This window comes from Mycobacterium dioxanotrophicus, assembly GCF_002157835.1.
Taxonomy (GTDB): domain Bacteria; phylum Actinomycetota; class Actinomycetes; order Mycobacteriales; family Mycobacteriaceae; genus Mycobacterium; species Mycobacterium dioxanotrophicus.
The window spans coordinates 1,979,042-2,005,172 of record NZ_CP020809.1 but is presented as its reverse complement, the minus strand read 5'-3'; the positions used below and the strand labels follow the sequence as shown (position 1 = coordinate 2,005,172).

21 protein-coding genes and 1 pseudogene are annotated in these 26,131 nt (G+C 68.7%); 8 read left to right on the top strand and 14 right to left on the bottom strand.

What is annotated here, in order from left to right; genetic code table 11:
• Window positions 1-74: 74 nt before the first annotated feature.
• Together cysD and BTO20_RS09640 are read right to left on the bottom strand one after the other, a co-directional pair.
• A complete protein-coding gene (gene cysD / locus BTO20_RS09645) occupies window positions 75-1,004 on the bottom strand; it encodes a sulfate adenylyltransferase subunit CysD (protein WP_087075358.1) in 930 nt (309 codons plus the stop codon).
• Window positions 1,005-1,094: 90 nt separating this feature from the next.
• Window positions 1,095-2,429, bottom strand: a complete 1,335-nt coding sequence (locus BTO20_RS09640) for an MFS transporter (protein WP_087075356.1) — start codon at window positions 2,427-2,429, stop codon at window positions 1,095-1,097.
• 105 nt (window positions 2,430-2,534) lie between these two features.
• Between BTO20_RS09640 and BTO20_RS09635 the strand changes: the two genes are divergently transcribed.
• Window positions 2,535-2,954, top strand: coding sequence for a PaaI family thioesterase (locus BTO20_RS09635; protein ID WP_087075354.1), 420 nt, complete (start codon window positions 2,535-2,537; stop codon window positions 2,952-2,954).
• On the opposite strand, the pseudogene BTO20_RS40360 reads toward BTO20_RS09635, so the two are convergent.
• From BTO20_RS40360 to BTO20_RS09605, 6 genes and pseudogenes are all read right to left on the bottom strand, one after another.
• Window positions 2,951-3,069, bottom strand: a pseudogene (locus BTO20_RS40360) (carbonic anhydrase); the annotation flags it as partial. The gene BTO20_RS09635 and the pseudogene BTO20_RS40360 sit on opposite strands and share 4 nt — an antisense overlap.
• A 104-nt stretch (window positions 3,070-3,173) precedes the next feature.
• On the bottom strand, window positions 3,174-5,084 hold the full coding sequence (locus tag BTO20_RS09625; protein ID WP_087075352.1) for an ArnT family glycosyltransferase: 1,911 nt from the start codon (window positions 5,082-5,084) through the stop codon (window positions 3,174-3,176).
• A 28-nt stretch (window positions 5,085-5,112) separates the two neighbouring features.
• A complete protein-coding gene (locus BTO20_RS09620; protein ID WP_087075350.1) occupies window positions 5,113-6,390 on the bottom strand; it encodes a bifunctional glycosyltransferase family 2/GtrA family protein in 1,278 nt (425 codons plus the stop codon).
• Between the two features lie 55 nt (window positions 6,391-6,445).
• Complete coding sequence (locus BTO20_RS09615) at window positions 6,446-8,314, bottom strand: ArnT family glycosyltransferase (protein WP_087075347.1); 1,869 nt, start codon at window positions 8,312-8,314, stop codon at window positions 6,446-6,448.
• A gap of 4 nt (window positions 8,315-8,318) precedes the next feature.
• On the bottom strand, window positions 8,319-9,950 hold the full coding sequence (locus BTO20_RS09610) for a sensor histidine kinase (RefSeq protein WP_087075345.1): 1,632 nt from the start codon (window positions 9,948-9,950) through the stop codon (window positions 8,319-8,321).
• Window positions 9,928-10,632 (bottom strand): response regulator transcription factor, encoded by a 705-nt coding sequence (locus BTO20_RS09605; RefSeq protein ID WP_087081870.1) that lies wholly within the window; start codon window positions 10,630-10,632, stop codon window positions 9,928-9,930. Before BTO20_RS09605 ends, BTO20_RS09610 begins: the two co-directional genes overlap by 23 nt.
• Window positions 10,633-10,805: 173 nt before the next feature.
• Between BTO20_RS09605 and BTO20_RS09600 the strand changes: the two genes are divergently transcribed.
• A complete protein-coding gene (locus BTO20_RS09600; protein WP_087075343.1) occupies window positions 10,806-11,243 on the top strand; it encodes a hypothetical protein in 438 nt (145 codons plus the stop codon).
• Here the strand turns inward: BTO20_RS09600 and BTO20_RS09595 are convergent.
• Window positions 11,237-11,479 (bottom strand): hypothetical protein, encoded by a 243-nt coding sequence (locus tag BTO20_RS09595; RefSeq protein ID WP_087075341.1) that lies wholly within the window; start codon window positions 11,477-11,479, stop codon window positions 11,237-11,239. The two genes, BTO20_RS09600 and BTO20_RS09595, sit on opposite strands and share 7 nt — an antisense overlap.
• Window positions 11,480-11,682: 203 nt before the next feature.
• On the opposite strand from BTO20_RS09595, the gene BTO20_RS09590 reads away from it, so the two are divergent.
• From BTO20_RS09590 to BTO20_RS09575, 4 genes are read left to right on the top strand one after another with little or no spacing between them, the layout of a single operon-like run.
• Window positions 11,683-12,660 carry an ABC transporter permease gene (locus BTO20_RS09590; RefSeq protein WP_087075339.1) on the top strand — a complete coding sequence of 326 codons (978 nt, stop codon included), beginning with the start codon at window positions 11,683-11,685 and terminating at the stop codon, window positions 12,658-12,660.
• On the top strand, window positions 12,657-13,580 hold the full coding sequence (locus BTO20_RS09585) for an ABC transporter permease (protein ID WP_087075337.1): 924 nt from the start codon (window positions 12,657-12,659) through the stop codon (window positions 13,578-13,580). Before BTO20_RS09590 ends, BTO20_RS09585 begins: the two co-directional genes overlap by 4 nt.
• On the top strand, window positions 13,577-15,403 hold the full coding sequence (locus BTO20_RS09580) for a dipeptide ABC transporter ATP-binding protein (RefSeq protein ID WP_087075335.1): 1,827 nt from the start codon (window positions 13,577-13,579) through the stop codon (window positions 15,401-15,403). Before BTO20_RS09585 ends, BTO20_RS09580 begins: the two co-directional genes overlap by 4 nt.
• A 46-nt stretch (window positions 15,404-15,449) precedes the next feature.
• Window positions 15,450-17,126, top strand: a complete 1,677-nt coding sequence (locus BTO20_RS09575) for an ABC transporter family substrate-binding protein (protein ID WP_269770338.1) — start codon at window positions 15,450-15,452, stop codon at window positions 17,124-17,126.
• On the opposite strand, the gene BTO20_RS09570 is transcribed toward BTO20_RS09575, so the two are convergent.
• Window positions 17,116-18,354 (bottom strand): alpha/beta hydrolase, encoded by a 1,239-nt coding sequence (locus BTO20_RS09570; protein ID WP_087081868.1) that lies wholly within the window; start codon window positions 18,352-18,354, stop codon window positions 17,116-17,118. The two genes, BTO20_RS09575 and BTO20_RS09570, sit on opposite strands and share 11 nt — an antisense overlap.
• 80 nt (window positions 18,355-18,434) lie before the next feature.
• Here BTO20_RS09570 and BTO20_RS09565 point away from each other — a divergent pair, with 80 nt between their 5' ends.
• The gene (locus tag BTO20_RS09565; RefSeq protein ID WP_087075331.1) at window positions 18,435-19,649 is read left to right on the top strand and encodes an acyl-CoA dehydrogenase family protein; all 1,215 of its coding nucleotides are present in this window, start codon (window positions 18,435-18,437) and stop codon (window positions 19,647-19,649) included.
• A 14-nt stretch (window positions 19,650-19,663) separates the two neighbouring features.
• Here the strand turns inward: BTO20_RS09565 and BTO20_RS09560 are convergent, their stop codons facing one another.
• The 4 genes from BTO20_RS09560 to BTO20_RS09545 form a co-directional block, all read right to left on the bottom strand.
• On the bottom strand, window positions 19,664-20,152 hold the full coding sequence (locus BTO20_RS09560; RefSeq protein WP_087075329.1) for a DUF2231 domain-containing protein: 489 nt from the start codon (window positions 20,150-20,152) through the stop codon (window positions 19,664-19,666).
• Between the two features lie 67 nt (window positions 20,153-20,219).
• Complete coding sequence (locus BTO20_RS09555) at window positions 20,220-21,716, bottom strand: GMC family oxidoreductase (RefSeq protein ID WP_087075327.1); 1,497 nt, start codon at window positions 21,714-21,716, stop codon at window positions 20,220-20,222.
• A 2-nt stretch (window positions 21,717-21,718) separates the two neighbouring features.
• Window positions 21,719-24,346: an AAA family ATPase gene (locus BTO20_RS09550; protein ID WP_087075325.1), complete on the bottom strand. Its 2,628-nt coding sequence runs from the start codon at window positions 24,344-24,346 to the stop codon at window positions 21,719-21,721.
• On the bottom strand, window positions 24,343-25,494 hold the full coding sequence (locus tag BTO20_RS09545; protein ID WP_087075323.1) for a metallophosphoesterase family protein: 1,152 nt from the start codon (window positions 25,492-25,494) through the stop codon (window positions 24,343-24,345). Before BTO20_RS09545 ends, BTO20_RS09550 begins: the two co-directional genes overlap by 4 nt.
• Window positions 25,495-25,623: 129 nt before the next feature.
• On the opposite strand from BTO20_RS09545, the gene BTO20_RS09540 reads away from it, so the two are divergent.
• Window positions 25,624-26,130, top strand: a complete 507-nt coding sequence (locus BTO20_RS09540) for a SixA phosphatase family protein (protein WP_087075321.1) — start codon at window positions 25,624-25,626, stop codon at window positions 26,128-26,130.
• Window position 26,131 lies beyond the last annotated feature (1 nt).

Sequence of the window (26,131 nt, the reverse complement as noted above, 5' to 3'; positions counted from 1 at the left end):
CTTCGCTCGCCCCAGTGCAATCCCCCGTCGCTTCGCTCGCCCCAGTGCAATCCCCCGTCGCTTCGCTCGCCCCATCAGAAGTAGCCCTCCCGCTTACGGTCTTCCATACCGGCCTCGGAGATCCGGTCGTCGGCGCGGGTCGCGCCGCGCTCGGTCAGCCGCGACACCGCGGTCTCGGCGATCACCTCGGACACCGTCGCCGCCGTCGATTCGACACATCCGGTGCAGGTGACATCGCCGACGGTGCGGAAGCGCACGGACTTCTCGATCACCGGCTCATCCTTGCGCGGCTGCAGGTGCCTGTGCACGGCGAGCAACATGCCGTCGCGCTCAAAAACCTTGCGCTGGTGTGCGTAATAGATTGTGGGCAGCTTGATCTTTTCTGCGCCGATGTAGGACCAGATATCGAACTCGGTCCAGTTGGAGATCGGGAAGGCGCGGATGTGCTCGCCCTTGTGGTGACGGCCGTTGTACAGGTTCCACAGCTCGGGGCGTTGCGCCTTGGGGTCCCACTGACCGAACTCGTCGCGGAAACTGAACACCCGCTCCTTGGCGCGGGCCTTCTCCTCGTCGCGGCGGGCGCCACCGAATGCGGCGTCGAACCTGTTCTCCCGGATGGCCCGCAGCAACGTGACGGTCTGCAGCGGGTTGCGCGACGGGATGGTCTCGACTACGCGACCGGCGTCGATGTCGTCCTGCACCTTGGCCACCACCAGCCGTACGCCGTGCTCGGCGACCAGCTCGTCACGGGTCTGCAGGACCTCGTCGAAGTTGTGGCCGGTGTCGACGTGCATCACCGGGAACGGCAGCCGCCCCGGCTTGAACGCCTTGATCGCCAGGTGCAGCATCACGATCGAGTCCTTGCCGCCGGAGAACAGCAGCACGGGACGCTCGAACTCGGCGGCGACCTCGCGGATGATGTGGATGGCTTCGGCTTCGAGCGAGCGCAGATGGCTCAGCTCGTAGTGCCCGGTCTGTTTGTCAGCCTTGAGCGTTGCGGTCATCACTTCTCCATTAAGTTGGTAGAAATGGCCAGAATTGCAAGCATGGCCTGGAATCTAGCGGGATACGGTTTGAGTGTCAACGCCGATCGGTCAGCCGTCATGCCCGCTGACGTGCGCCCCGGCCGTCCGCGGCAGCCGCAGCGACTCCACGATCGTCAACGCCAGCAACGCGCCGAGGACCAGGTAGGTCCACGGATAGGAAGCCAGCTGGCTCAGCAGCAGCGCGGCCACCGCGACGCCGAGGCCCGCAGCCAGTTCCTGCACCGACGCGTTGAGCGTGTTGGCGTGCGTCAGCCGATCCCCCTCGACGTCGGAGAACGCCAGGCTGTTGTAGGCGGTGAAGCCGATGGAGCGCAGCGCGCCGCTGACGTACAGGATCGCGGCCATCAGCACGATGGGCAGCCCCGGCCGCAACACCGCCAACAGGCCGAACCAGCCGACCGACAGCACACCGTTGACGAGCAACACCGTGCGGATGCCGAACCGGCGCATCAGGGGCGTGGTGATCGGTTTGATGGTCAGATTGCCAGCGAACAGGGCGGCCACCATCAGTCCGGCCGCGAACGGCGTCCACCCGAACACCAGCTGGTACTGCAGCGGCAGCAGGAACGGCACGGCGGTGATCACCATGCGGTACAGCGACCCGGCCGACACCGTGATGCGCAGCGTCGGCACCCGCAGGACCCGCAGCTGCACGAGCGGTGACGACGCCCGCAGCAGATGCCACACCGCACCACCGAGCAGGACGAGGGCCACGACAGCACACCCCACGACCAGGCCCCAGTTCGTGCCCGAGACCCGGACGTGCTCCAGCGCGATGAGGGCCGCGGCGATACCCGCCCCCAGCGCGAGCAGGCCGGGCCAGTCCAGGGTGCGGGGTGACGGTGTCGGTGCGCCCCGGATCAACTTGAGGGCCAGCACGAATCCGACGATCCCGATGGGCACGTTGACGGCAAAGATCCACCGCCAACTGCCCAGGGTCGCGATACCGCCGCCGAGCACGGGCGCCAGGACGGGTGCGGCCAGCGCCGGCCACGTCAGCAGCGCGATGGCCCGGACCAGATCGGACTTGTCGCTGTAGCGCAGCACCGCCAGCCTGCCGACGGGGACCATCATCGCGCCGCCGACCCCCTGCAGCACCCGCATGCCGACCAGCATGGGCAGCGACACGCTGACTGCACAGCCGATCGATGCCAGGGTGAACACCGCGATGGCGGCGATGAACACCGGCCGGATGCCGAACCGGTCGGCCAGCCAGCCGCTCGCCGGGATCAGCACGGCCACCGTGACCAGGTAGGCCGAGATCGCGACGCTGACATCGACGGCGTCGACATGCAGCGACGACGCGATCAGCGGGATGGCCGGCGTGATGATCGTGGCGTCGAGGATCTCCATGAAGAACGCGCCGGCCACGAGAAGGGCCATGCTCCGTGGGAACGGTTGGGGCTCTGGTGTCGACACCGGTGCAAATCTAGTGCCATTACTTGGCAGGTAATTGAACCGATGACCGGTGGTACGCAGACTACGGGCATGGGCACCCAGACCGGACCGGAAGTCATGGCGCAGTTCATCCCCCAGTCCCCGTTCGTGGCGAAGCTCGGCATCGTCGCCGAATCGCTCGACGCACCCGACGGTGTCGTGCGGCTGCGCCTGCCGTGGGATCCCGGCAATGTCACGCTCGGCGACATGGTGCACGGCGGCGCCATCGCGGCGCTGGCCGACGTGACCGTGATGGCGGCTGCCTGGGCCCGCGCGGATGTCCCCGATTCCCTGCGCGGTGTGACGGTCTCGATGGCTCTGCAATACCTCGCCCCGGCCCGCGCGACCGACCTGATCGGCGTGGGCCGGGCGCTGCGGCAGGGAAAAGCGTTGGTGCACTGCGACGTCGACGTCGTGACGCCGTCGGGCGATGCGGTCGCCAAGGCGATCGCGACCTACAAGGTCGGTTAGAGCGTCACCTCGTCGAGCTTGCCGTGGCGACGTCGAAGACGAAGCCCCGCGACGAATCATGCTTGGTGACAAATGGGTTCGCCTCGATGCGCCGCAGCGACTGCCGGACATCCTCAGAATCGGCGTCACTTTTTACGGCGAACAGACACGCGGGTACCCGAACACCGGCGTGTCGGGTACCTGCGCGTCTGCTCGCGGGGAGAACTTGCGGGGAGAACGCTAGGCGCGGGGGTGCTGCAGGTCGTAGACGGTGATCCCGCCGATTTCCTGCGGGGTGAAGTGCGCCTTGACCCAGTTGGTGATGTCTCCGGCACTGCCGTGCGGGTCGTGCGGCGGGCCGCCCCGGTCACCGGCGGGCCGGTCGAAGAAGTACCGCACGTCACCGTTGGCGACGTATTGCTGGAACTGCGCCAAGGTCGGCGAGTTGTCGCCGCCGGTGAACCCGCCGATCGCCATCAACGAGGCACCGGTCTTGAGCTCCAGGTCGCTGACCATCATCGAGCCGACACTTGCTGCGGCCCAACGATTGTTGAGTCCGGTCATCAGTTCACCGAGTGCGACGTCGTCGGCCTTGCCGAAACCGCCCGGCCCGCCCGGCCCGCCCGGGCCGTGACCGGGCCCGCCGAATCCCATGTCCTTCTGGGGACCTGCGGTCGGCATCGGCCCGCTGCTGTGACTGTTCACCACCGTCTCGATCGAGTAGGCCACGGTCGCGCCGAGGCCGAACACCGTGGCCGCCAAGGCAACCACCGCCGTCGCGCGGCCGAGCCGGTTGCCGCCGACGGCCAGCACGACCGCGACCACGACGGCGCCGATGACGACGACCCAGCGCAGCGCGGGCAGCCAGTCCGGGGTGCGGTCGAGCAGGACGAAGGCCCAGACTCCAGTGGCGGCCAACATGATTGCCAGCACCAGGCGGGGCAGCAACTGTGACCGCAGCGGCCAGAGTGCGGCCACCGCCATGCCCACCAGCGCGGCGATCGCCGGAGCCAATGCCACGGTGTAGTACGGGTGGATGGTGCCGTCCATGAAGCTGAACACCGCACCGGTGACCAGCAGCCAGCCGCCCCACACCAGCGCACCGGCGCGCAGCTTGTCGGTTCGCACGGCCCGCCGGGTCAGCCACAGCAGGGCCACCAGGCCGATCAGCGCCGCGGGCAGCAACCAGGACGCCTCGGTGCCCATCGACTGCCCGAACATGCGGCCGATGCCGGCTTGCCCGCCGAAGAACAGGTTCGGTCCACCGCCGCCACCGGGGCCGTGCCCGAACCCGCCACCGGGCTGGTTCTGCCCGACGATACGGTCGATTCCGTTGTAGCCGAACGCCAGTTGCAGCAAGCTGTTGTCGGTCGAGCCCGCGATGTAGGGCCGCGAATCGGCAGGCCACAGCGCCACCAGCGCGATGTACCAGCCGGCGGACACGATCATCGCCGCCACCCCGACGGCCAGCGCGCCGATGCGCTTCCACAGCGGGATCGGGGCGGCCACCAGGAACGCCAGGGCCAGCCCGGGCAGCGGCAGGAAGGCCTGCAGCATCTTGGTCAGGAACGCGAAGCCCACCACGGCACCGGTCAGCGCGACCCAGCGGGTACCGCCGTTCTCGATCGCGCGCACCATGCAGTAGGCGGCCACCACGAGCAGCAGCACCAGCAACGCGTCAGGGTTGTTGTACCGGAACATCGCCGTGGCCACCGGGGTCACCGCGAGCACCGCACCGGCGATCAGCGCCGCACCCGGGCCGCTGCTGCGTCGCACCGTCGCGTAAAGCCCGGCCACCGCGGCCACGCCCATGAGCGCCTGCGGCAACAGCTGGGTGAACTCGTTGAAGCCGAACAGCCTGCCGGACAGGCCCATTGCCCACATCGCGGCGGGGGGTTTGTCGACCGTGATGGCGTTGCCCGCATCCAGCGACCCGAACAGCCAGGCCTTCCAGGACTGGGTTCCGGCCTGTGCGGCCGCGGCGTAGTAGCTGTTGGCCCAGCCGGCCGACCCGAGCCCCCACAGGTACAGCACCGCGGTCGCCGCGAGCAGCGCCCAGTAGGAGGGCCGCACCCAGCGGGGTTGCACCGGGTCGGGGGTGTCACCGGATACCGTCACGGCGTCCAATTGTGAATCAGGGATAGTCAACATCTTCCGTCGTCTTTCAGTCTGTGGCGGTTCAGCGTCGCGTCCGGGCCGGGTGGAACACCCAGCCGCGCAACAGCACGAAGCGGACAACCGTGGCAACCAGATTCGCCGCCACCAGCACACCGAGCTCGACCGCGCGGTGCGGGACCGGGGTCAGCAGGTGCAGCAGCCACAGCGAGCCGCTGGTGATCGACAACGCAATACCGAACACGATGAGGCCCTCGAAGTGATGCCGGGTGACATTACCTGCACCCGCGATGCCGAAGGTGAACCTGCGGTTGGCCGCGGTGTTGCCGATCGCGGTGACCAGCAGCGCGACCAGGTTGGCCGCCTGGGCGCCCAGACCCGACCGCAGCGCCATGAAGAGCAGCAGGTAGGCCAGCGTGGACACCACGCCGACGGCCCCGAAACGCACCGCTTGGCGCAGCAGGGAACTCGGTGGGCCCGACTTGCGTGACGAACCGAGTTGGGCGGCAATGGTATTGACAGGGATCGAACCGTTGGCGAACCCGCGCAGCAGCCGGCCGATGCCCTTGAGATCGGCGGTGGCGGTGGCGATGATGTCGACGCGGCTGTCCGGGTCGTCGACCCAGTCCACGGGCACCTCGTGGATACGCAGGCCGCTGCGTTCGGCCAGCACCAGTAGTTCGGTGTCGAAGAACCAGCCGGTGTCGGCGACGTACGGCAACAGCTCGTGCGCCACGTCGGCGCGGATGGCCTTGAAACCGCACTGCGCGTCGGAGAACCGGGCCGACAGCGTCGATTTCAGGATCAGGTTGTAGCAGCGTGAGATGAATTCGCGCTTCGCACCGCGGACCACCCGCGAACCCCGGCTCAGCCGGGTGCCGATCGCCAGATCGGAGTGCCCGGAGATGAGCGGGGCGACGAGCGGGGCGAGTGCGGCCAGGTCGGTGGAGAGGTCGACGTCCATGTAGGCCAGCACCGGGGCGTCGGAGGTGGACCACACGGCGTGCAGGGCACGGCCCCGGCCCTTCTGTTCCAGCCGCACGACGCGCACGTCGTCGAGTTCGGCGGCCAGTTCGGCGGCGATCAGCGGGGTGTCGTCGACGCTGGCATTGTCGGCGATGGTGATGCGCGTCGGCATCGCGAAGTTCTCCCGCAGGTAGCGGTGCAGCCGGCGCACCGAATGTGCCAGCGCTGCCTGCTCGTTGTAGACCGGCACCACGACGTCGAGCACCGGGACGCCCGCCGCGCGGGCGGTCGCCGCGGCGTTGGGCCGCGACGCGAAATGGAACCGGCCTGGCTCAACGTCCTCATCGAAGTCCGGCCGCGTGGCGATTTCTGTCATGTCTTCAGAATTCTCCGGTGGTGTGTGTTCCCCGTTGGGCGAAGCTATGCGCCGGCTATGTGTTCTGGCCACGTTGCGTCAGGTCGTAGATGGTCACGTCGTCGACCGTGATCGGGGTGAAGTGGTTCTCGACCCACTCGGCGATGCGGGAGGCGTCCTGGCTGCCGCTGGTCGTGCGGCCGCCGAAGCCCCCCATGATCCGGCTCTGAATGAAGTAGTGGATCCGGTGCGCATCGACGTGGCCGATGAACTCGTCGAGCGTCGGTGCGGGATCGGTGCCGTTGAAGCCGCCGACGGCCATAACCGGTGCGCCCGTGGCCAATTGGTAGCCGGCTGCGTTACTCGACCCGACCACCGCCGCCGCCCACCGGTAATCCGCGGCGTCGGCGGACAGTCGCGCTGTCAGTGCGGGACCGGGCTCGGGTGCGCCGAACATGCCACCGAAGCCACCGAACGGGCCGCCACCGCGCGACGGTCCCACCGACGGAATGGCACCGCTGTGCGGGGTGGCGGCGGTCGCGACGGCATAGGCCGCGGGCCCGGCCAGACAGGACAACAGCGCCAGGGTCGCCACGGCGGGCACCACTCGGCGGTCCAGCCATGCGCTCACCAGCAGCAGCGCGGCGGATCCCACTCCCCCGACCGCGACGGCGGCCCGCAGCCACGGCATGGGATCGCCTTGGCGGGCCAGCAATACCGCGGCCAGGATCGCCGTGACGAGTACCATGCCCGACATCGCGGTGGCGGCCCGAATGTCGTTGCGCCGCTGCCACAACAACGTCGTCCCGATGCCGATCAGCGCGGCCACCGCGGGCGCCAGTGCCACGGTGTAGTACGGGTGCACGATGCCGTTCATGAAGCTGAACACCACCGCGGTGACCAGCAGCCAGCCGCCCCACAACAGCAGCGCGGCCCGGGTCCGGTCGGTACGCGGTGCGCGTCGCGTGACGATCAGCCCGGCGACCAGACAGATCACCGCGGCCGGTAGCAGCCACGCGATGTCCGCGCCCATCTGGGAACCGAACAGCCGCCCGGCGCCCGCGTCGAAGTTCATGTTGCCGAGGCCACCGGTCTCCTCGCCGGTGAGCCTGCCGAAACCGTTGTAGCCCAACACGAGTTCGACGATGCTGTCGTGCTGGGATCCGCCGATGTAGGGCCGCGACGACGTCGGCCACAATTCGACCAGCAGCAGATACCAACCGCCGCTGACCACCATGGCCGCACCGGCGGCCAGCAGGTCACCGAACCGCCCGCGCATCGGCCGGTCGCCCGCGGTCAGGGCCGCGGCGGCCAGGCCGGGCAACACCAGGAATGCCTGCAGCATCTTGGCCAGGAAGCCGAAGCCGACGGCTGCGCCCGCGCCGACGAACCACCATCGGCCTGCGTCTTTCTCGATCCCGCGCTGTACGCAGTAGGCGGCCACCACGAGCAGCAGTACCAGCAGCGCGTCGGGATTGTTGAAGCGGAAGATCAACGCGGCCACCGGCGTCAGCGCCAGCACCGTACCGGCCAGCAGCGCCGCGGCAGGGCCTGCGGCCCGGCGGACCGCGGCGTAGAGCAGCGCCACGGCGGCGACGCCCTCAAGCGCCTGCGGCACCAGGATGCTCCACGAGTTCAGCCCGAACAGCCGCACCGAGAGGTCGACGATCCACAGGGCGGCCGGGGTCTTGTCGACGGTGATGGCATTTGCCGCGTCACTGGAACCGAACAGCATCGCGGTCCAGTTGCTGCCACCGGCCTGGGCGGCCGCGGAGTAGAACGCGTTGGCCCAGCCACTGCTCGACAGATTCCACAGGTACAGCACCGCGGTCGCGACCAGCAGGACCGCCACCGCCAGGCGTTCGCGCCCGGCCATGCGGAGCGTCGTGGGCTGTTCCTGTGCCCCGATCTCTTTTACGACAGGGTCGACAGCAACCAGGCTCACACTCTCATCGTTGCGACGGCAACTTGGTGTCGGATTGGTCGGACCTGTGCGTAGCCTGTGAGGGCGCGACACCGGGAAGTCGGACGGTGAACGCCGTCGCACCTGGGGCGCTGCGCACACCGATGGTGCCGCCGTGCGCCTTGACGACGGCAGCGACGATCGCCAGTCCGAGCCCGGTGCTGCCCTCGCGGCGCGACCGCGACGAATCCCCGCGAGCGAACCGTTCGAACACCTCGGGCTGCAGCGATTCCGGGATGCCCGGCCCGTCGTCGGCGACGGTCAGGGCGACCGAGCCGTCGTGATCGGGTTCGAGCGTCACGGTGACGGAGGTGCCCGGTGGGGTGTGGGTGCGCGCGTTGGCGAGCAGGTTGGCCAGCACCTGATGCAGCCGGGCCTCGTCGCCGTCGACCACGACCGGGTCGTCGGGCAGCTCCAGCGACCACTGATGCTGCGGCCCGGCGACGTGCGCGTCGCTGACGGTGTCGACGACCAATCGAGACAGGTCCACCGACTCGCGCTCCAGCGGCCGTCCGGCGTCGAGGCGCGCCAGCAGCAGCATGTCCTCGACCAGTTGCGTCATGCGCGCGGTCTCGGATTCCACGCGGTTCATCGCGTGCGCGACATCGACGGGCAGGTCGTCGCGTTTGCGTTGCGCCAGCTCGGTGTATCCCCTGATGGCAGCCAGCGGCGTCCGCAGTTCGTGGCTGGCGTCGGCGACGAATTGACGCACGCGGGTCTCACTGGCATGCCGCGCCGACAGGGCGTTGGCGATGCGGTCCAGCATGCGGTTGAGCGACGTGCCCAGCTGCCCCACCTCGGTGTGCGCGCTGGCCGGGTCGACCTTGACGATCGGGGTGGGCAGCCGCACCTCTCCGCGGTCCAGCTCGAGGTCGGCCACCGCCCGCGCGGCAGCGGAAACCCTTGACAGCGGGGCCAATTGGCGGCGGATGATGAGGATGCCGCCGAGGGTGGCGACGATCAGTGCGACGACGGCGAGCACGGCGAACATGCCGAGCACCCACAGCAGGGTGTCGTCCACCACCGCGGTCGGCAGCCCGGTCACGATGGTCTGCGGGCCGCCGTGCCGAGGGTGCAGACCGATCACCCGGTACCGGCCGAGCCCGTCGACGTCGATGGTCCTCGGCGTGTGATCCGGAGGTACCTGGGCCAGCTGATCGGCGGCCGCGGTGCTGACGAACACGCGATCACCGTCGGAGGTGATCACTCCCGCGTCGATCGGCCGCCCGGGCGCGACGACCGCACCGACCGTGCGGGCGGCCTGGCCGGGGGCGTTGAGAAATCCGGGTCCCGGACCGCGTTCGGGGTCGAACAGGATGTGGTGGCGTCCCGGAGGCGGGTTCATCGGCCGCCCGTCGGGCCCCAGCGGGGGCGGGAACATCAATGGCGGCGGCGGCAATTCGAAGATCGCGGCCGACCGGCGCCCGGCCTCCATGACCTGGTCGTCCAGCTGGTTCATCAGGAACCGTTGCAGCGCAAACTCGGTCGCGACACCGATGCTCACGCACACCACCGCCAGCAGCGCCACCTGGGTCAGCACCAGCCGCCGGCGCAGCGACCAAGTGCGTGGCTGCCACCACTTGGTTCCCGGCACCTCAGCGCGGGGGGCGGAGGACATAACCAGCGCCACGCAACGTGTGGATCATCGGTTCGCGGCCACTGTCGATCTTCTTGCGCAGATACGACACGTACAGCTCGACGATGTTGGAGCGGCCACCGAAGTCGTAGCTCCACACCCGGTCGAGGATCTGCGCCTTGCTCAACACACGCTTGGCATTGCGCATCATGAAGCGCAGCAGTTCGAATTCGGTTGCGGTGAGCGTGATGGGCTCACCGGCACGGGTCACCTCATGGCTGTCCTCGTCGAGAACCAGGTCGCCGACGATGATCTTGGCACCACCGTCCTCACTGGTCACGCCGGTGCGCCGGAGCAGGGCCCGCAATCGCAGCACGACCTCTTCGAGGCTGAAGGGTTTGGTGACGTAGTCGTCGCCGCCCGCGGTCAGACCGGCGATCCGGTCCTCCACCGAGTCCTTGGCGGTGAGCAGCAGCAGCGGCAGTCCTGGGATCTGCTCACGCAGCTTCTGCAACACCTCCAAGCCGCTCATGTCGGGCAGCATGACGTCGAGGACGACCACGTCGGGCGGGTTTTCCCGGGCCGTGGCGATGGCGGTCGCGCCGTCACCGGCGGTGGCGATATCCCAGCCCTCGTAGCGCAACGCCATCGACACCAGTTCGGCCAGCACCGGTTCGTCGTCGACGACGAGCACCTGGATCGGGTTGCCGTCGGCGCGGCGCATCACGGCACGGGCGGGTTCGTTCTCGTTGACGGCTGCAGGCACACGCCCATTATTCGCCGACGCGATGGGGCCGGCCTATGCGTTGTCTATGCCCGAGCTGTGAGACTCCGCGCTCATCTCTCGCTGAATTCCTTCACAGCCAATGCACAGACGACGCCTGCACGGTAGGTGCCATGAGCATGAGGCGAACGGTTGCTGCCATCGGAGTCGCCGCTGCGATAGCCGGACTCGGCGGCGCCGCGGTGTACGCCGCGACCGATTCCCCGGGTATGGGTGAAGCCGGCCCGCCCGGCCACCACGGCGACGGTCCCCCGCCGTGGGCCCAGCCCGGGCGCGACAACGACGACCCTGCAACGGTTCACAGCGAGTCGGTGCGGCGTGACGTACACGGGGGCTACACCACCGAGCTCACCCAGGTGGGCGTGATCACGGCGCTGACGGCCGATTCGGTGACAGTCGCGAGCACCGACGGATTCAGCCAGAGCTACGCGCTGCCGTCGACCCTCAAACCCACGTGGGCGGTCAACGACCACGTGTCGGTGCGGGCCACGCGCTCGGGCGCGACAGCCACCGTGAGCAGTATCGGGGAGGCCAGTACCGCCGGTCAGTGAGTGGTCGCGAAGCCGGCCGGCGGGTTGTAGCCCTTGATCCCTGGCACAGCCATCGACGTGGCAGGAGCGGTCGGCGGCGTGGTCTCGGTGACGGTCGCCCCGAGGTTCATGGTGCTCGTCGCGACGGCCGACGGCTGCTCGTGGCTGAACAAACCCAGCGCACCGAGCGCGACGACCGCGGCGCCCCCCGCGATCGCCGCGACGAATTTCACGTTGTGAGGTTTCCCGATGGTCATGACATCGCCCCTTGATTGATCTCATTCAGTCAGCGTTGGCGAAATCGCCAGGTGGAGCCCAGTGAACCCGCCGCAACTATGAAGACGCTGAGGCTGCGCTGGAAATTCCCAACCAGGCGGTTACTGGCGCGCCGGATCGACAGTTCAGGACGGTTGCGCCTCGCCTCTTCTACTGTGTGTGCCATGCAGCAGGGACCAACCGGATGACGCGCTTCCTCGCGCGCCGGCTGCTCAACTACATTGTGCTGCTGGCGCTGGCGTCGTTTCTGACGTTCACCTTGACCTCGTACACCTTCGAGCCCCTCGACAGCCTGCTGCAACGCAATCCGCGCCCGCCGCAATCCACCATCGACGCCAAGGCGGCCGAACTCGGTCTCGACAAGCCGATCCCGATCCGGTACGCGCACTGGGCCGCAGGCGCTGTGCGTGGCGACTTCGGCACCACGGTGACCGGACAACCGGTGTCCGACGAATTGTGGCGCCGCATCGGCGTGAGCCTGCGGCTGCTGGTCATCGGATCGGTGCTGGGCACCGTGATCGGCGTCGTCGTCGGCGCGTGGGGCGCCATCCGGCAGTACCGGATGTCGGACCGCGTCATCACGTTGCTGTCGCTGCTGGTGATCAGCACCCCGACCTTCGTCATCGCCAACCTGCTGATCCTGGCCGCGCTCGACGTGAATTCCATTCTGGGAGTGCGGCTTTTCGAATACACCGGGGAGACCTCACCCGATGCCGTCGGCGGCGGCTGGAACCAGTTCGCCGACCGGTTGCAGCACCTCGCACTGCCGACCTTCACGCTGGCCCTCTCGGCCATCGCCGGTTACAGCCGCTACCAACGCAACGCGATGCTCGACGTGCTCGGGCAGGACTTCATCCGCACCGCGCGGGCCAAGGGTCTGACGCGCCGGCAGGCCCTGTTCAAGCACGGCCTGCGCACCGCGCTCATCCCGATGGCGACACTGTTCGCCTACGGCGTCGCGGGCCTGGTCACCGGAGCTGTGTTCGTGGAGAAGATCTTCGGCTGGCACGGCATGGGCGAGTGGGTGGTCCAGGGCATCGCCACCCAGGACACCAACATCATCGCCGCCATCACGGTGTTCACCGGGTCCGTCGTGCTGCTGGCCGGTCTGCTGTCCGACGTGATCTACGCGGCGCTGGATCCGAGAGTGCGGGTGACATGAGCGACACGTCGGCCACGGCAGCACGGTCGGGCCTGCACACCGAGGAGTTCGCCACCCGGCGCACGCTGGTCTTCCGCCGGTTCATGCGCAACAAGCCCGCGGTGGCGGCGCTGATCGTGCTGGCGGTGATGTTCATCGGCTGCTACGCCCTGCCCCCGCTGCTGCCGTACAACTACACCGACCTCGACTACTACGCGCTGCAGACACCACCGTCGACCACGCACTGGTTCGGCACCAACGCACTGGGCCAGGACCTGCTCGCCCAAACCCTGCGCGGCATGCAGAAATCCATGCTGATCGGCGTCTGCGTGGCGCTCATCTCGACGGTCATCGCCGCCACGGTCGGGTCGATCGCTGGGTATTTCGGCGGCTGGCGCGACCGGGCGCTGATGTGGGTGGTCGACGTGCTGCTGGTGGTGCCCAGCTTCATCCTGATCGCCATCGTCACACCGCGATTGGGCCAGTCCGACCGCGTCTTCTGGCTGATCATGTTGTTCTCGCTGTTCAGCTGGATGATCAGCTCGCGCATCGTGCGCGGCATGACCATGACCCTGCGAGAGCGTGAATTCGTCGTCGCCGCACGGTATATGGGTGTGCGGAGCTGGCGGATCATCGTGCGCCACATCGTCCCCAACGTGGCCTCCCTACTGATCATCGACGCCGCACTCAATGTCGGCGTCGCGATCCTGGCCGAAACCGGCTTGAGCTTCCTGGGTTTCGGTATCCAGCCACCCGATGTGTCGCTGGGCACGCTGATCGCCGACGGCACCAAATCGGCGACGACGTTTCCATGGGTGTTCCTGTTCCCCGCCGGTGTCCTGGTGCTGATCATCCTGTGCGCCAACCTCGCCGGTGACGGTCTGCGCGACGCCCTGGACCCGGGCAGCGGCCAGCTGCGGCGGCGGAAGAAGCGTCGATGAGCCTGCTCGAGGTCACCGACCTGACGGTGACGTTCCCGACCGACGCCGATCCGGTGGCCGCGGTACGCGGCGTGAACTTCCACGTCGACGCCGGTGAGGTGGTGGCCCTCGTCGGCGAATCCGGCGCCGGGAAATCGGCCAGCGCCATGTCGGTGGTCGGCCTGCTGCCCGAGTTCGCCGAGGTCTCCGGATCGGTGCGACTGCGCGGCGAGGAGCTGCTGGGCCGCTCCGACGCGCAGATGTCGAAGATCCGCGGCAACACCATCGGCACCGTGTTCCAGGACCCGATGTCGGCGTTGACCCCCGTCTACACGGTCGGCGACCAGATCGCCGAGGCGCTGCAGGTGCACCACCGCGAGCTGGGACGGCGGGCCGCACGAGCGCGGGCCGTCGAGTTGCTGGAGCTGGTCGGCATCGCGCAACCGGAGCGGCGGGCCCGCGCGTTCCCCCACGAACTGTCGGGCGGCGAACGCCAGCGCGTGGTCATCGCCATCGCGATCGCCAACGATCCCGACCTGTTGATCTGCGACGAGCCGACGACCGCGTTGGACGTCACCGTGCAGGCCCAGATTCTCGATGTGCTCAAGACCGCGCGGGATGTCACGGGGGCGGGCGTGCTGATCATCACCCACGATCTGGGAGTGGTCGCCGAGTTCGCCGACCGGGCCCTGGTGATGTACGCCGGGCGGGCGGTGGAGGACGCGACCGTCGGCGAGCTCTACCGCGACGCGCGGATGCCCTACACGGTCGGTCTGCTCGGCTCGGTGCCGCGGCTGGACGCCGCGCAGGGCACCCGCCTGGTGCCCATCCCCGGTTCACCACCGTCATTGACCGTCACGCCGCAGGGCTGCCCGTTCGCGCCCCGGTGTCCGCTGGCGATCGACGAATGCCGGGCCGCGGAGCCGGAATTGGTGCCGGTGAGCGGCACCCACATGGCCGCGTGCATCCGCACCGCAGAGGTCCACGGCCGCAGCGCGGCGGACATCTACCAGGTGCCGACAGCCCGCGCCGAGGCACCGGCCGCCGACGCCCCGGTGGTGCTGCGGGTGCACGACCTGGCCAAGACGTACAAACTCACCAAAGGCGTGGTGTTCCGCCGTCAGGTCGGCGAGGTCCGCGCGGTGGACAATGTCAGCTTCGAGCTGCGTCAGGGCCGCACCCTCGGCATCGTCGGCGAATCCGGTTCCGGCAAATCCACCACCCTGCACCAGATCCTGAACCTCGCTGCCCCGCAAGCGGGTTCGATCGAGGTGCTGGGCACCGACGTGGCAGCGCTGGACCGTCACACCCGCCGCGCGGTGCGCACCGACCTGCAGGTGGTCTTCCAGGACCCGGTCGCTTCCCTCGATCCGCGCCTCCCGGTTTTCGATGTGCTGGCCGAACCGTTGTCCGCCAACGGTTTCGACAAGAAACGCACCGACGCACGCGTGGCCGAACTGCTGGAGGTCGTCGGCCTGCGGCGCGCCGATGCCAGCCGCTACCCCGCGGAATTCTCGGGCGGGCAGAAGCAACGCATCGGCATCGCCCGGGCGCTGGCACTGCAGCCCAAGATCCTGGCCCTCGACGAACCCGTATCGGCGCTGGACGTGTCGATCCAGGCCGGCATCATCAACTTGTTGCTCGATTTGCAGGACGAATTCGGCCTGTCGTACCTGTTCGTCTCCCACGACCTGTCGGTGGTCAAACACCTTGCGCACGACGTCGCCGTGATGTACAAGGGCGCGATCGTCGAACAGGGTTCCGGTGACGAGGTTTTCGCCAACCCCGCACACGAGTACACCCAGCGGCTCTTGTCGGCGGTGCCACAGCCCCAGCCGCGCTGAGCGGGTCATGCCCCGAGCGCGCGTTGCTGCATCTAGCATCGGCGGGGTGAACGGGAAGAACCTGCGTCGCCTCGCCATCGCCACCCTCGCCACTGCACTCACGCTCACCGCGTGCTCAGGCGGTGATCGCCAGGTCCCTTCGGCCGGCGGCAATGCCGAGGTCGGGACCACCAGCGACGTCAACCCGCAGGATGTGGCCAATCTCAAGCAGGGCGGCAATCTGCGGCTGGCGCTCACCGAGTTCCCGTCGAACTTCAATCCGCTGCACCTGGACGGCAACACCGGCGATGTCGGCTCGCTGTCCAAGCCGACGTTGCCCCGGGCCTTCGTGATCGCCGCCGACGGCACGACGAAGGTCAACACCGATTACTTCACCAACGTCGAGCTGACTTCCAAGAGCCCGCAGGTGGTCACCTACACGATCAACCCGAAGGCGGTGTGGTCCGACGGCACCCCGATCACCTGGGAAGACATCAAGTCTCAGATCGACGCGACCAGCGGGAAAAATCCGGCGTTCGTCATCGCCGCCCCCAACGGCAGCGAACGCGTCGCCTCGGTCACCCGCGGGGTCGACGACCGTCAGGCCGTCATGACGTTCGCCGAGCCGTACGCGGACTGGCAGGGCATGTTCGCGGGCAATGGCCGGTTGCTGCCCAAGAGCATGACCGAGAATCCGGAGGTCTTCAACAAAGGCCAGCTCAACGGGCCCGGCCCGTCCGCAGGCCCGTTCATCGTGTCCAACCTCGACCGCGGTGCGCAGCGAATCACCTTGACGCGCAACCCCAAGTGGTGGGGCACCCCGCCGCTGCTCGACAGCATGACGTATTCGGTGCTCGACGACGCGGCGCGCATCCCGGCGTTGCAGAACAACACCATCGACGCCACCGGGACAGCGTCGCTCGACGAGCTGACCATCGCGCGCAACACCCCGGGGATCTCGATCCGCCGCGCGCCCAGCCCCAGCTGGTACCACTTCACGTTCAACGGCGCGCCCGGGTCCATCCTGGCCGACAAGGCGCTGCGGCAGGCGGTGGCCAAGGGCATCGACCGTCAGGCCATCGCCAACATCACCCAGCGCGGTCTCACCGACAATCCGGTGCCGCTGAACAACCACATCTACGTCGCCGGCCAGAAGGGCTACCAGGACAACAGCGCCGAGGTGGCCTTCGACCCGGAGAAGGCCAAGAGCGAACTGGACGCCCTGGGCTGGAAGCTCAACGGGCAGTTCCGGGAGAAGGACGGCAAGCAGCTGGTGATCCGTGACGTGCTCTACGACGCGGGCAGTACCCGTCAGGTCGCGCAGATCGCGCAGAACACCCTGGCCCAGATCGGCGTGAAGCTCGTCATCGACACCAAGCCCGGCACCGGGTTCTTCACCAACTTCATCAGCAAGGGCGACTTCGACATCGCGCAGTTCGCCTTCCTCGGCGATGCGTTCCCGCTGGGGTCGCTGACCCAGATCTACACCCAGAACGGCGCGAGCAACTTCGGCAAGATCGGCAGCCCCGAGATCGACGCGAAGATCGAGGAGACGCTGCGCGAGCTCGAACCCGACAAGGCGCGGACACTGGCCAACGAGCTCGACAAGATGCTGTTCGCCGAGGTGTTCAGCCTGCCCTTGTTCCAGTCCCCCGGAAATGTCGCGGTACGTAGCAATCTGGCCAACTTCGGCGCCTTCGGACTCGCCGACGCCGACTACAGCAAGATCGGCTTCATGAAGTAAGCGGTCGGTCCGGCAGCACCGATTCGCACGCGGCCGCCGCGGCGATCGCGGACATGGCCAGCCGCAGGCCGGTTCGTCCCGGCAAGGTGTCCAGCTCCGGGGCGATCGCCGAAAGTTGTTCGGCCGCACCGTTGCGCACGGCATCGATCACCGCCAGCGCGGCACGTTCGCGGCTGTCGAGCACGCTGTGGCCGGCGGTCGGCATCGATACCAAAACGGCGTCGGGCACCAGCGTCGCGATCCGTTCGGCGATGGCCGGTGGCGTGGTGAGATCACGGCCCCCGGAGATGATGACGGTGGGCCAACCGAACTTCGGCATCTCGGCCACCAGGTCGTAGGGCTCGGCGTCGAACGGCTCGTAGCGCCCCGGGTTTCCACCCAGGTGGAGGTCCAGTGCCGGGTCCAGAGGCAGGCCGTCGGGCACGCCCGCATAGTTCAACTCGCGAAAAGCGATGCGGCCGACGAGATCGGACTCGTTGCGATACGGGACTTTTCGGGTCGCCATCCGGCCCAGTCGGCGCAGCGCCGACCACACCAAGGTGTGCCCGCCCAACAACAGGTCGAGTTGGCGGTCCAGCAGCGCCGCACCACCGTAGCCGTACAGGGTTCCGGCGACCTGACCACCCGCGGCGCCGAACACCCCGGACTCGGCCAGCGTACGGACCTTGGGCGCCAAACCCGATGCCTGCGGATCCGAGCCGTCCCATAGGAGGCCGCGGATGGCGGTGCGCATGGCGTCGATGTCGCCGGTGGACAGCAGCGGCGAATCGAGGACCATCGCCTCGACGCGCTCGGGATGGCGCACCCCGACACCTGCCGCGAGATACGTGCCGTAGGAGGTGCCGTAGAACGTCGCGGTGGACACCCCGGCGTCGTCGAGCACCGCTGCGAGGTCGTCGACGGCCTGGTCGATGGTGATGGCATCGGGCGGCAGGTCCGCACCGGAGTCGGTGTGCCGCGACATCCCGACACCGCGATGCTCGACCATGATGACGTCGGCCCCGGCCGCCGCGGCGTGGCGCCGCAACCCGCGGTAGGACTGCACCGAAGCGACACCCGGGCCGCCCGGGATGATCACCACGGGATGTCCAGACTTGCGGCCGGACCGGACGTAATAAAGGTTGAAGTGCTCATCACTGCCCGGGGTGACCGGCCGCCGGACCGCACGCACGCCGGGCTGCGCGGCGAGCTTGTCATGCCTGCGCCGACGCTTCGCGTTCATCGTCATCGCGGTCCATTGTGCCGCGTTCGGTTCCGGCTGATCCAAAGCCGTGCCTGCGGTGCACGGGCGTCGGTACAAACGGTGCCATGACGACCCTTGAGAACCCGACGCGCATCCTTCCCGGAACGCCCGCGTGGACCGAATTACTGGCCAAGGTTGCCGCAGGCGCCAAGGACCGAGACCTCAACGACGAAAACCCATTCGATCAGGTGGCAGCACTCAAACGAGCCGGCTTCGGCACGCTGCGCCTGCCCGAGTCGCTCGGCGGCTCCGGATTGACAGTGCCCCAACTGTTCTCGGCAGTGATCGACGTGGCACAAGCCGATCCGATTGTGGCGCACATCTTCCGCACCCATTTCTGGTTCACCGAGGAGCGGCTGCGCACCGTCGATGACCCGGCCTCGCAGCGCTGGCTCGCGAAGGTGGCCGACGGCAAGATCTTCGGAAATGCGTTCAGCGAGAAGGGTTCCCTGGCCGTTGGCAGCCTGGTGTTCAACACCCGGCTGCTGCCCGGCCAGGACGGCGGCTACCTGCTCACCGGCGAGAAGTACTACAGCACCGGCACGCTGTTCTCCGACTACCTCACCGTCACCGCCACCACCGATCACGACTCGGTGGCCAACGTGGTGATCCCGGCCGACCGCGACGGGGTCCGCATCGTCGACGACTGGGACGGTTTCGGCCAGCGGCGCACCGGGACGGGCACCACGAGCTTCGACGACGTTGCCGTCGCCGCCGACGAGGTGCTCTCCGACACCCAGTACGACGCCGAGCCGGCGCCGACCGTGCAGTACGCGTCGCTGCAACTGTTCATCCATGCGGTGGTCGCCGGGATCCTGGCCAATGTCGTCGACGACGGCGTGGCTCTACTGCGGTCGCGCGAACGCAACTTCAGCCACGCCCTGACCGAACAGCCCACAGACGACCCGCTGCTGCAACGCCAGCTCGGCGTGCTGGCCAGCACCGCGTACGTGGCTCGGGCGGCAGTGCTCGACGCCGCTGCGGCGATCGGTGCGGCGACGGACTCCGAGGTCGACGGTGTGCCCGACGCGCGCCTCGCCGAGGAAGCCCAGCTCAAGGTCGCCAAGGTCAAGGTCCACCTCGACGACGTGGCGCCCGAGGCCGCCACCCGACTGCTGGAACTCGGCGGCGCCTCCGCGGCGAGCCGGCAACGCAACCTGGACCGGCATTGGCGCAACATCCGCACCATCACGCTGCACAACCCGGTCGTCTACAAGGCCCGCGTGATCGGTCAGAACCTCCTTCACGGCACGCCGGTTCCGGCCAACGCCTACTTCTGACGGAGGTCCACCGCTCAGGTGGTCACGTGCCGGTGGCTCAGCGAGCTCGGTGCATCGGTGTTGGCCCCTTCGTCGACACCGATGCCCAGCCGCTCGACCAGCTCACCACCCAGCCATGCGGTGCCGACCGCCAGCGCCACAGCGACGAAACTGCATGCCAACGCCCAGTTGGTCGGGACCCAGGCCTCGGAGTTCAGGCGCAGCAGCCAGCTGATGGCAAAGAGCACCAGCACCAGACCGTTGCCCAGGCCGTGTACCAGGCCGACGCGTTTGGCGCGGGTGCCGGTGGGGATCTTGAACCAGTCGACCCAGCCGAACGGCGCAGCCACCGCACCACCGATGATTCCCGCCGCGATCGCGAACGCCGCGGCGGCGGTGAACGGCGGCCGGTCGGTGAGCAACCAGATGATGTCGAAGACGACGGCCGTGGCCAGCAGGCCCAGCGGGAACGGAATCAACATCGGATGAATGGCGTGGCCGAACATCTTCGTGCGGCTCTCCATGGCAGCCTCCAACCTATGTCAGTACACCCCCCGTAAATACCCGCACCGAGCGCCGCCAAACACCTTGTCAGCCCGCGATCAGCTCGGCCGCCTTCTCCCCGATCAGCACGCTGGGGGCGTGGGTGTGCCCGCGGATGAGGCTGGGCATCACCGATGCGTCGGCGACCCGCAACGCCTGGACCCCACGGACGCGCAGTTGCGGGTCGACGACGCTGTCCTCGTCGCGGCCCATCCGGCAGGTGCCGACCGGGTGATACAGCGTGTGCGACAACGAGTTCAGCGCTCGATGCAGGGTTTCGTCATCGAGCGTCGTGGCGTTCAGCGGCCGGGCCACCTTGCCGATCACGCCGCGCAGGGCTGCCGCGCCGGCGATCTCGGCGCATATGCGTAGCCCCGCCATCAATGCCGTACGGTCGGCTTCGTCGGTGAGGTAGCGCGGGTCGATGACGGGCTTGGCCAGCGGGTCGGCCGAGCGCAGCGTGATGGTGCCGGTGCTGCGGGGTTTGAGCAGGATGGGTCCCATCACGACGGCGTGCCCGTACGGGTCGCCGATGCCTTCGTCGAAGAACGGCGCGGGCGCGAAGATCAGCTCCAGATCGGGCAGGTCGAGGTCGGGTGTGCTGCGCACGAAGCCATACGCCTCACCGACATTCGAGGTCAGCATGCCTCGCCGGCGCAGCAGGTAGTTGACGAGTTCGACCGGTTTCTCCGCGGCGAACAGGCTGTCGTCGGGTACCTCGAAGCCCAGCGGCACCACGAGGTGGTCGAGGAGATTGGCGCCGACGCCGGGCGCGTGGTGGCGCACCTCGATGCCGTGATGCGCCAGCTGGTCACCATCGCCGATTCCGGACAGCATGAGCAGCTGCGGCGAGTTGATCGCACCGCCGCACAGGATCACCTCGCGGCGGGCTGTCACGATGTCCCGGACCCCGGCCTTCTCGAACTCCACGCCGATGACGCGGTCGCCTGCGAAAACCAGTCGGGTCGCGGTGGATTCGGTGAGAAGCCGCAGATTGGGCCGACGCAACACCGGCTTGAGGTAGGCGTCGGCGGTGCTGAACCGCGCCCCGCGGCGCTGCGTCACCCGGGTTTGGCAGAAGCCCACATGCCCGCACTCCGCCGCGGCCGCGAGCCATGCCGCCGTCGAGCGCCGCGGGCTGCGCTGCGGCGAGATCACCAACGGCCCGGCTTCGAGGCGGGTCAGGTACTTCTGCAGGCCGGCGTAGCTCCAGTCGGCGCCCGCGTGTTCGCCCCACTCGTCGTAGTCGGCCGGGAAGCCCGGCACCCACATCATGGCGTTCATGGACGACGAGCCGCCGAGGGTCTTGCCGCGCGGCCAGTAGATCCTGCGGTTGTCGAGTTCGGCCTGCGGTTCGGTCAGGTAGTCCCAATCGACGTTGCTGCGGAACAACTTCGAGAAAGCCGCGGGGATGTGGATGAACTTGTTGCGATCACGCGGGCCGGCCTCCAGCACCAACACCGAGACGCCCGGGTCGGCGCTGAGCCGGTTGGCCACCACGGCGCCGGCCGAACCGGTGCCCACGACGATGTAGTCGACGTCCATGATCACAACTCGATGTGGTGGGCGGCGCCAACGCCTGCGTAGCGCTGCGGGCTGCAGGTCAGCACGATCACCTGGCCGTCGCCGCCCACCGCATCGAACACCGTGCCCATCTTCACCAGCCGCTCGGCATCGGTGAACCCGAGCGCATCGTCGATGATGACCGGCACGTTGTCCTCCTTGGCTACCAGCGCCGCACCGGCCAGCCGCGTCACGATGGCCAGCTGCTCCTTGGCGCCGCCCGACAGCGACTCGTACGGCACCGTGCGGCCCGACACCGTGCGGGTGCAGATCCGCAGCTCGCTGTCGACGTCGACATCGAAGTCCTCACCGAACACCAGCCGGCCGAGGCGTTGCACCTCGAGCCGGAACGGGTCGGCGTAGCGCTGCCGCGTGGCGTCGCGGTGCCGGCTCATCACCGAGCGCAACATCTCGGCTGCCCGCGCCCGGCGATGCACCTGGCGGTACTGCGCTGCGGCATGCTCGCGTTCGGTCTCGGCCGCGTCGAGATGTCCCTTGCGGCCCTCGGTGCCGTACACCTTCAGCCCGGCGGCGACCTCGCGCAGCCCGTCGACCGCCGCATCGTGGCGCGCTCCGAGCTCCTCGGCGCCGCGTACCGCCGCGGCCAGCTCGGCATTCACCAGATCCGGTGTGCTGCCTGCGAGTTCGCTGCGCAACGCCGCGACATGAGCGGCGGCCGACGCGGCCCGGTCACCGTCGGCTTGCGCGGCGACCGCCAGCTCGTCGTCCCCGACGGTGGCACGCTGCGCGGCGAGACGACCGGTATCCACGGTCAGTTCGGCCTGCGCCGCGGCGAGCTTCTCGCGCAGCACCGTGACGCCGGTGGTCGCTTGAGAAAGCTTGCGGGCGGCCGCGTTGGCCACCTTGCGATGGGTTTCCGCATCGACGACCGCCTGCCGGTGAGCCGCGACCGCCGCATCGAGTTCCGTTCTGGCCGTGCCGATGTCGGCCGGGCCCTCGAGGTCGAACAGCGCGGCTTCGGCCGGCTGATCGGCACTCAGCGTCGCCAGGCGTGCCCGCAAGGCAGGCACCTGGTCATCGCCGGTCAGTGCGTCCACCGTGGCCCGGGCCCGGTCCCGGGCCCCGATCAGCTCGCGGCGGCGTGCGTCGAGCGCCCGCGCGGCGGCGACGTCGGCCACCCCGCCGTCGGCCAGCGCGGACGCCAGCACGGCCTGCGCCGCGGTGAGCTTGGCCCTGGTCTCGGCCGCCGGCGTGCCGGGCACCACCGTCACGGTGAGAACACCAGGCACCTCGACACTGGTCTGCGCGGTGGTCCGCACCGACCACTGCGCACCGGCGTCGAGCGCCACGTCGGCGTCACCGACGCGGACCGCGACGTCGGTCGCCGCGACGAGTTCGATACGTGCCGAGGCGAGTTCGTCCTGGCCCGCGGCGCGCTCGACGGCGACCGCCGCGGTCTCGATGGCCCGCATCCCCGCCTCGTCCAGGGGGATCGTGGCGAGTTCCTGGCTGATCCGGTCGCAGTCGCGTTGCGCGGTGTCGATTCGGCCCAGCCGGGTGGCCAGCCGCTCGACCTCCTCGCGCGCGGCGAGACGGTCGACCGTGGCGCGGGCCGCATCGACCCGGTCGGCGCGGTCGCGCACCGCTGCCTGGGCCAATTCGGCGGCATCCTCGGCGGCCTCGTGGACCTCGTGCGCCGTCTCGGCGTCGGCCGCGGCGGCCGTGACCGCAGCGGTGAGTTCGACGATGGCCGCGGTGCGCTCGTCGATGTCGGCGCGCAACCGGCGGCGTTCGGTGAGGGCCGCGGTCGACGCGGCATGCGTGGCCTGGGCGGCCGCGGCCACCACCTCGGCCTCCTTGAGCTGCGCGGTCAGCGCCGCGACGGCCTCGGCTGCGGCTCGAGCGGCGGTCAGCCGTACCGTGGCCTGGGCCCGGTCCTCGGCCAGGCGGCTCACCTCGGCGGTCAGCTCGGCATGCCGGCGCACCGCGTCGTCGACCTCGGCCACCGCGGCCGCACGCTGGGCCACCTCCTGGTCGGCCTCGGCCAGCCGCTTGATCACCGCGGCCCATTCCCCGGTGGGGCGGCCGGTGCCGGTGAAGTACCGCGCGTACTCCGCGTCGATGCGCTCGACCAGCAACGGCTCGTCACCGGACAACGAAACCGCTTGGCCCGCAGCCACATCCAATGCACGCGCCAGCGCATCCGAACCCGACAGGTCCACCGGCGCGGTCGGCGCCGACTGCAGCACCCGCTGGGCCTGCCACAGCGCGGTGTCCACGGTGTCGTTGAGCATGGCCAGCACGCGCTCGTGGGCCTCGTCGCCGCTGAGCTGTTCACGTCTGGGCGCCAGCACCGTCAACTCGGTCTCGGCACGCTTGTGGAACCGCTTGCGGTACACGAACCGGTATGGGCCGGTGGAGATTTCGGCGGTCACCTCGGCACCGACATCGGCATGGGTCGGCTTGACCTGCTTGACGTCCTTCTTGGTCGAGCGGTCCTTGGCCTCGATCAGCAGGTCCAGCGCCTCGATCATCGACGACTTGCCGATCTCGTTGGCGCCACTGACCACCACCACACCGTGATCGGGAAACTCGATCTCGCGGTGAGTGATTCCGCGGTAATTCGTCAGGACGAGCCGGTGCAGTTTCACGCTGCTCCCCTGGTGTCGACCAACCGCAGCAGCAGGCCCAACGCGGCCCGCGCGTCCTCGGCGCCATCGGCGTCGGACCGCGCGGTGGCGACCAGTTCGTCGACCGCGGCCGCGGCGAACCCGCCGATACCCAGATCGTCGAACTCGCCGTCGGCCGGCAGTACCGCGATGTCGGTGTGCCGCTCCCACACGGTCAGCGCCGCGAACAGCCGGGCGTACTTGTCCAGGCAGGCATCGAGAGCTGCCTTGGCGGTCACGGTGAGCGAACCGGTCAACGCCAGCCGCACGACGGTACGTTCCTTGTCGCCCAACTGATCCAGGTTGATGTCGAGATCGGCCACCTCGCGGTCGCTGTCGACGTCGCGGCGCAGCGTGACGAAGCGCCAGCGGCCCACCCGCTCGGAGCCGACCCGCACGGGCCGCTGCGGATCCTGCTCATCGATGTCGACGAGAAGCACATGGCCGGAATCGGATTCGATGTCGTCGTAGTTGGTGACCTCCGGTGCGCCGGAGTACCACACGCGCCCCGTCGACCCCACCTCGGTGAGAGAGTGCTTGTCCCCCAAGGCCACATAATGCACGGCCCCGCGCGCCAGCGCTGCCTCGACGGCGGCCAGCCGGATCAGCGACGGCTTGTCCTTGTCCGGGTCGAGCACGTCGACCCCGCCATGGCCGACCACAATGCGGGTCACGCCATCGGCAGGCAGGTCGGCCAGTACATCACCGGTCAGATCGGTGGTCGGCGCCTTGGACCGCCACGGCGCGGCCACGATCTGCAGGCCGGGCCGCACCTCGTGCACCCCGGCACGGTCGAGGACGACGACGTTCTCCGGCCGCTCGGCGAGAAACAGCGCGCTGGTGTACACCGACGCCGCGTCGAGCGGATCGTGGTTGCCCGGCAGCAGGTACACCGGAACCCCCACAGCACGCATGGCCTCCAGCGACTGGCTGATCTCGCGGGGCGCCAACTGGTTGTGCTCGAACACGTCCCCGGCCACCACCACGAACTCGGCGCCCGTGCGGGCCACCAGCGCACCCAACCCGGCCACCGCGTCCCGGCGAGCAGCCGAATACCGTGGCTGCGCCTCACCGTTGAGAAAGTGGCGGGTCATGCCGAGCTGCCAGTCGGCGGTGTGCAGAAATCGCATCGCAGCCCGTCCTTTCTGATCCGTTCGCGTCGTTCATCGTCGAGCAAGGCGAGTGTAGGTCGAGGCGCCGACAAGTCCGGGGACGTCGATCGGCATGGCCCAGCGCCGGATCCCCGCTAGCCTCATGCGATGAGCATCAACACCCTGCTGCTGTTGCGCCATGCAAAGTCGGACTACCCGGACGGCGTGGCCGATCATGAGCGCCCGCTGGCCTCCCGCGGAATCCGGGAGGCCGCGCTGGCCGGTGACTGGATCCGCGCCAACGTGCCGCCGATCGACGCGGTGCTGTGCTCGACGGCGACGCGCACCCGTCAGACCCTGGCGCGCACCGGGATCGACGCGCCGGTGCGTTACCTCGACCGCATCTACGACGCCACTGTCGGCACCGTGATCGACGTGATCAACGGCGTGGAATCAGAATTCGGCACCGCCGTGTCGACGGTCCTGCTTATCGGCCACGAACCGGCCATGTCCGCAACCGCGCTCGGACTGTCCGACGGCAGCAATACCACGTTGACACAGGAGATTTCGCTGAAGTTCCCCACGTCGGCCGTCGCGGTACTGCAGACCGGCAGCGGCTGGCACGAACTGGGCCTTGGCGGCGCCGAACTGGTCGGCTTCCACGTAGCGCGCTGAG

Bases quoted from the DNA above. Each gene is read 5' to 3' on its own strand.
- BTO20_RS09640 (WP_087075356.1), bottom strand. From the start codon at position 2,429: ATGGCCCTTCTCGTGGCCGGCGCGTTCTTCATGGAGATCCTCGACGCC.
- BTO20_RS09635 (WP_087075354.1), top strand. From the start codon at position 2,535: ATGGGCACCCAGACCGGACCGGAAGTCATGGCGCAGTTCATCCCCCAG.
- BTO20_RS09545 (WP_087075323.1), bottom strand. From the start codon at position 25,494: ATGCGATTTCTGCACACCGCCGACTGGCAGCTCGGCATGACCCGCCAC.
- BTO20_RS09595 (WP_087075341.1), bottom strand. From the start codon at position 11,479: ATGACCATCGGGAAACCTCACAACGTGAAATTCGTCGCGGCGATCGCG.
- BTO20_RS09590 (WP_087075339.1), top strand. From the start codon at position 11,683: ATGACGCGCTTCCTCGCGCGCCGGCTGCTCAACTACATTGTGCTGCTG.
- BTO20_RS09540 (WP_087075321.1), top strand. From the start codon at position 25,624: ATGAGCATCAACACCCTGCTGCTGTTGCGCCATGCAAAGTCGGACTAC.
- BTO20_RS09605 (WP_087081870.1), bottom strand. From the start codon at position 10,632: ATGCGCCGCGCCGACGGCAACCCGATCCAGGTGCTCGTCGTCGACGAC.
- BTO20_RS09585 (WP_087075337.1), top strand. From the start codon at position 12,657: ATGAGCGACACGTCGGCCACGGCAGCACGGTCGGGCCTGCACACCGAG.
- BTO20_RS09560 (WP_087075329.1), bottom strand. From the start codon at position 20,152: ATGGAGAGCCGCACGAAGATGTTCGGCCACGCCATTCATCCGATGTTG.
- BTO20_RS09600 (WP_087075343.1), top strand. From the start codon at position 10,806: ATGAGCATGAGGCGAACGGTTGCTGCCATCGGAGTCGCCGCTGCGATA.
- BTO20_RS09620 (WP_087075350.1), bottom strand. From the start codon at position 6,390: ATGACAGAAATCGCCACGCGGCCGGACTTCGATGAGGACGTTGAGCCA.
- BTO20_RS09570 (WP_087081868.1), bottom strand. From the start codon at position 18,354: ATGACGATGAACGCGAAGCGTCGGCGCAGGCATGACAAGCTCGCCGCG.
- cysD (WP_087075358.1), bottom strand. From the start codon at position 1,004: ATGACCGCAACGCTCAAGGCTGACAAACAGACCGGGCACTACGAGCTG.
- BTO20_RS09555 (WP_087075327.1), bottom strand. From the start codon at position 21,716: ATGGACGTCGACTACATCGTCGTGGGCACCGGTTCGGCCGGCGCCGTG.
- BTO20_RS09565 (WP_087075331.1), top strand. From the start codon at position 18,435: ATGACGACCCTTGAGAACCCGACGCGCATCCTTCCCGGAACGCCCGCG.
- BTO20_RS09625 (WP_087075352.1), bottom strand. From the start codon at position 5,084: ATGTTGACTATCCCTGATTCACAATTGGACGCCGTGACGGTATCCGGT.
- BTO20_RS09580 (WP_087075335.1), top strand. From the start codon at position 13,577: ATGAGCCTGCTCGAGGTCACCGACCTGACGGTGACGTTCCCGACCGAC.
- BTO20_RS09610 (WP_087075345.1), bottom strand. From the start codon at position 9,950: ATGTCCTCCGCCCCCCGCGCTGAGGTGCCGGGAACCAAGTGGTGGCAG.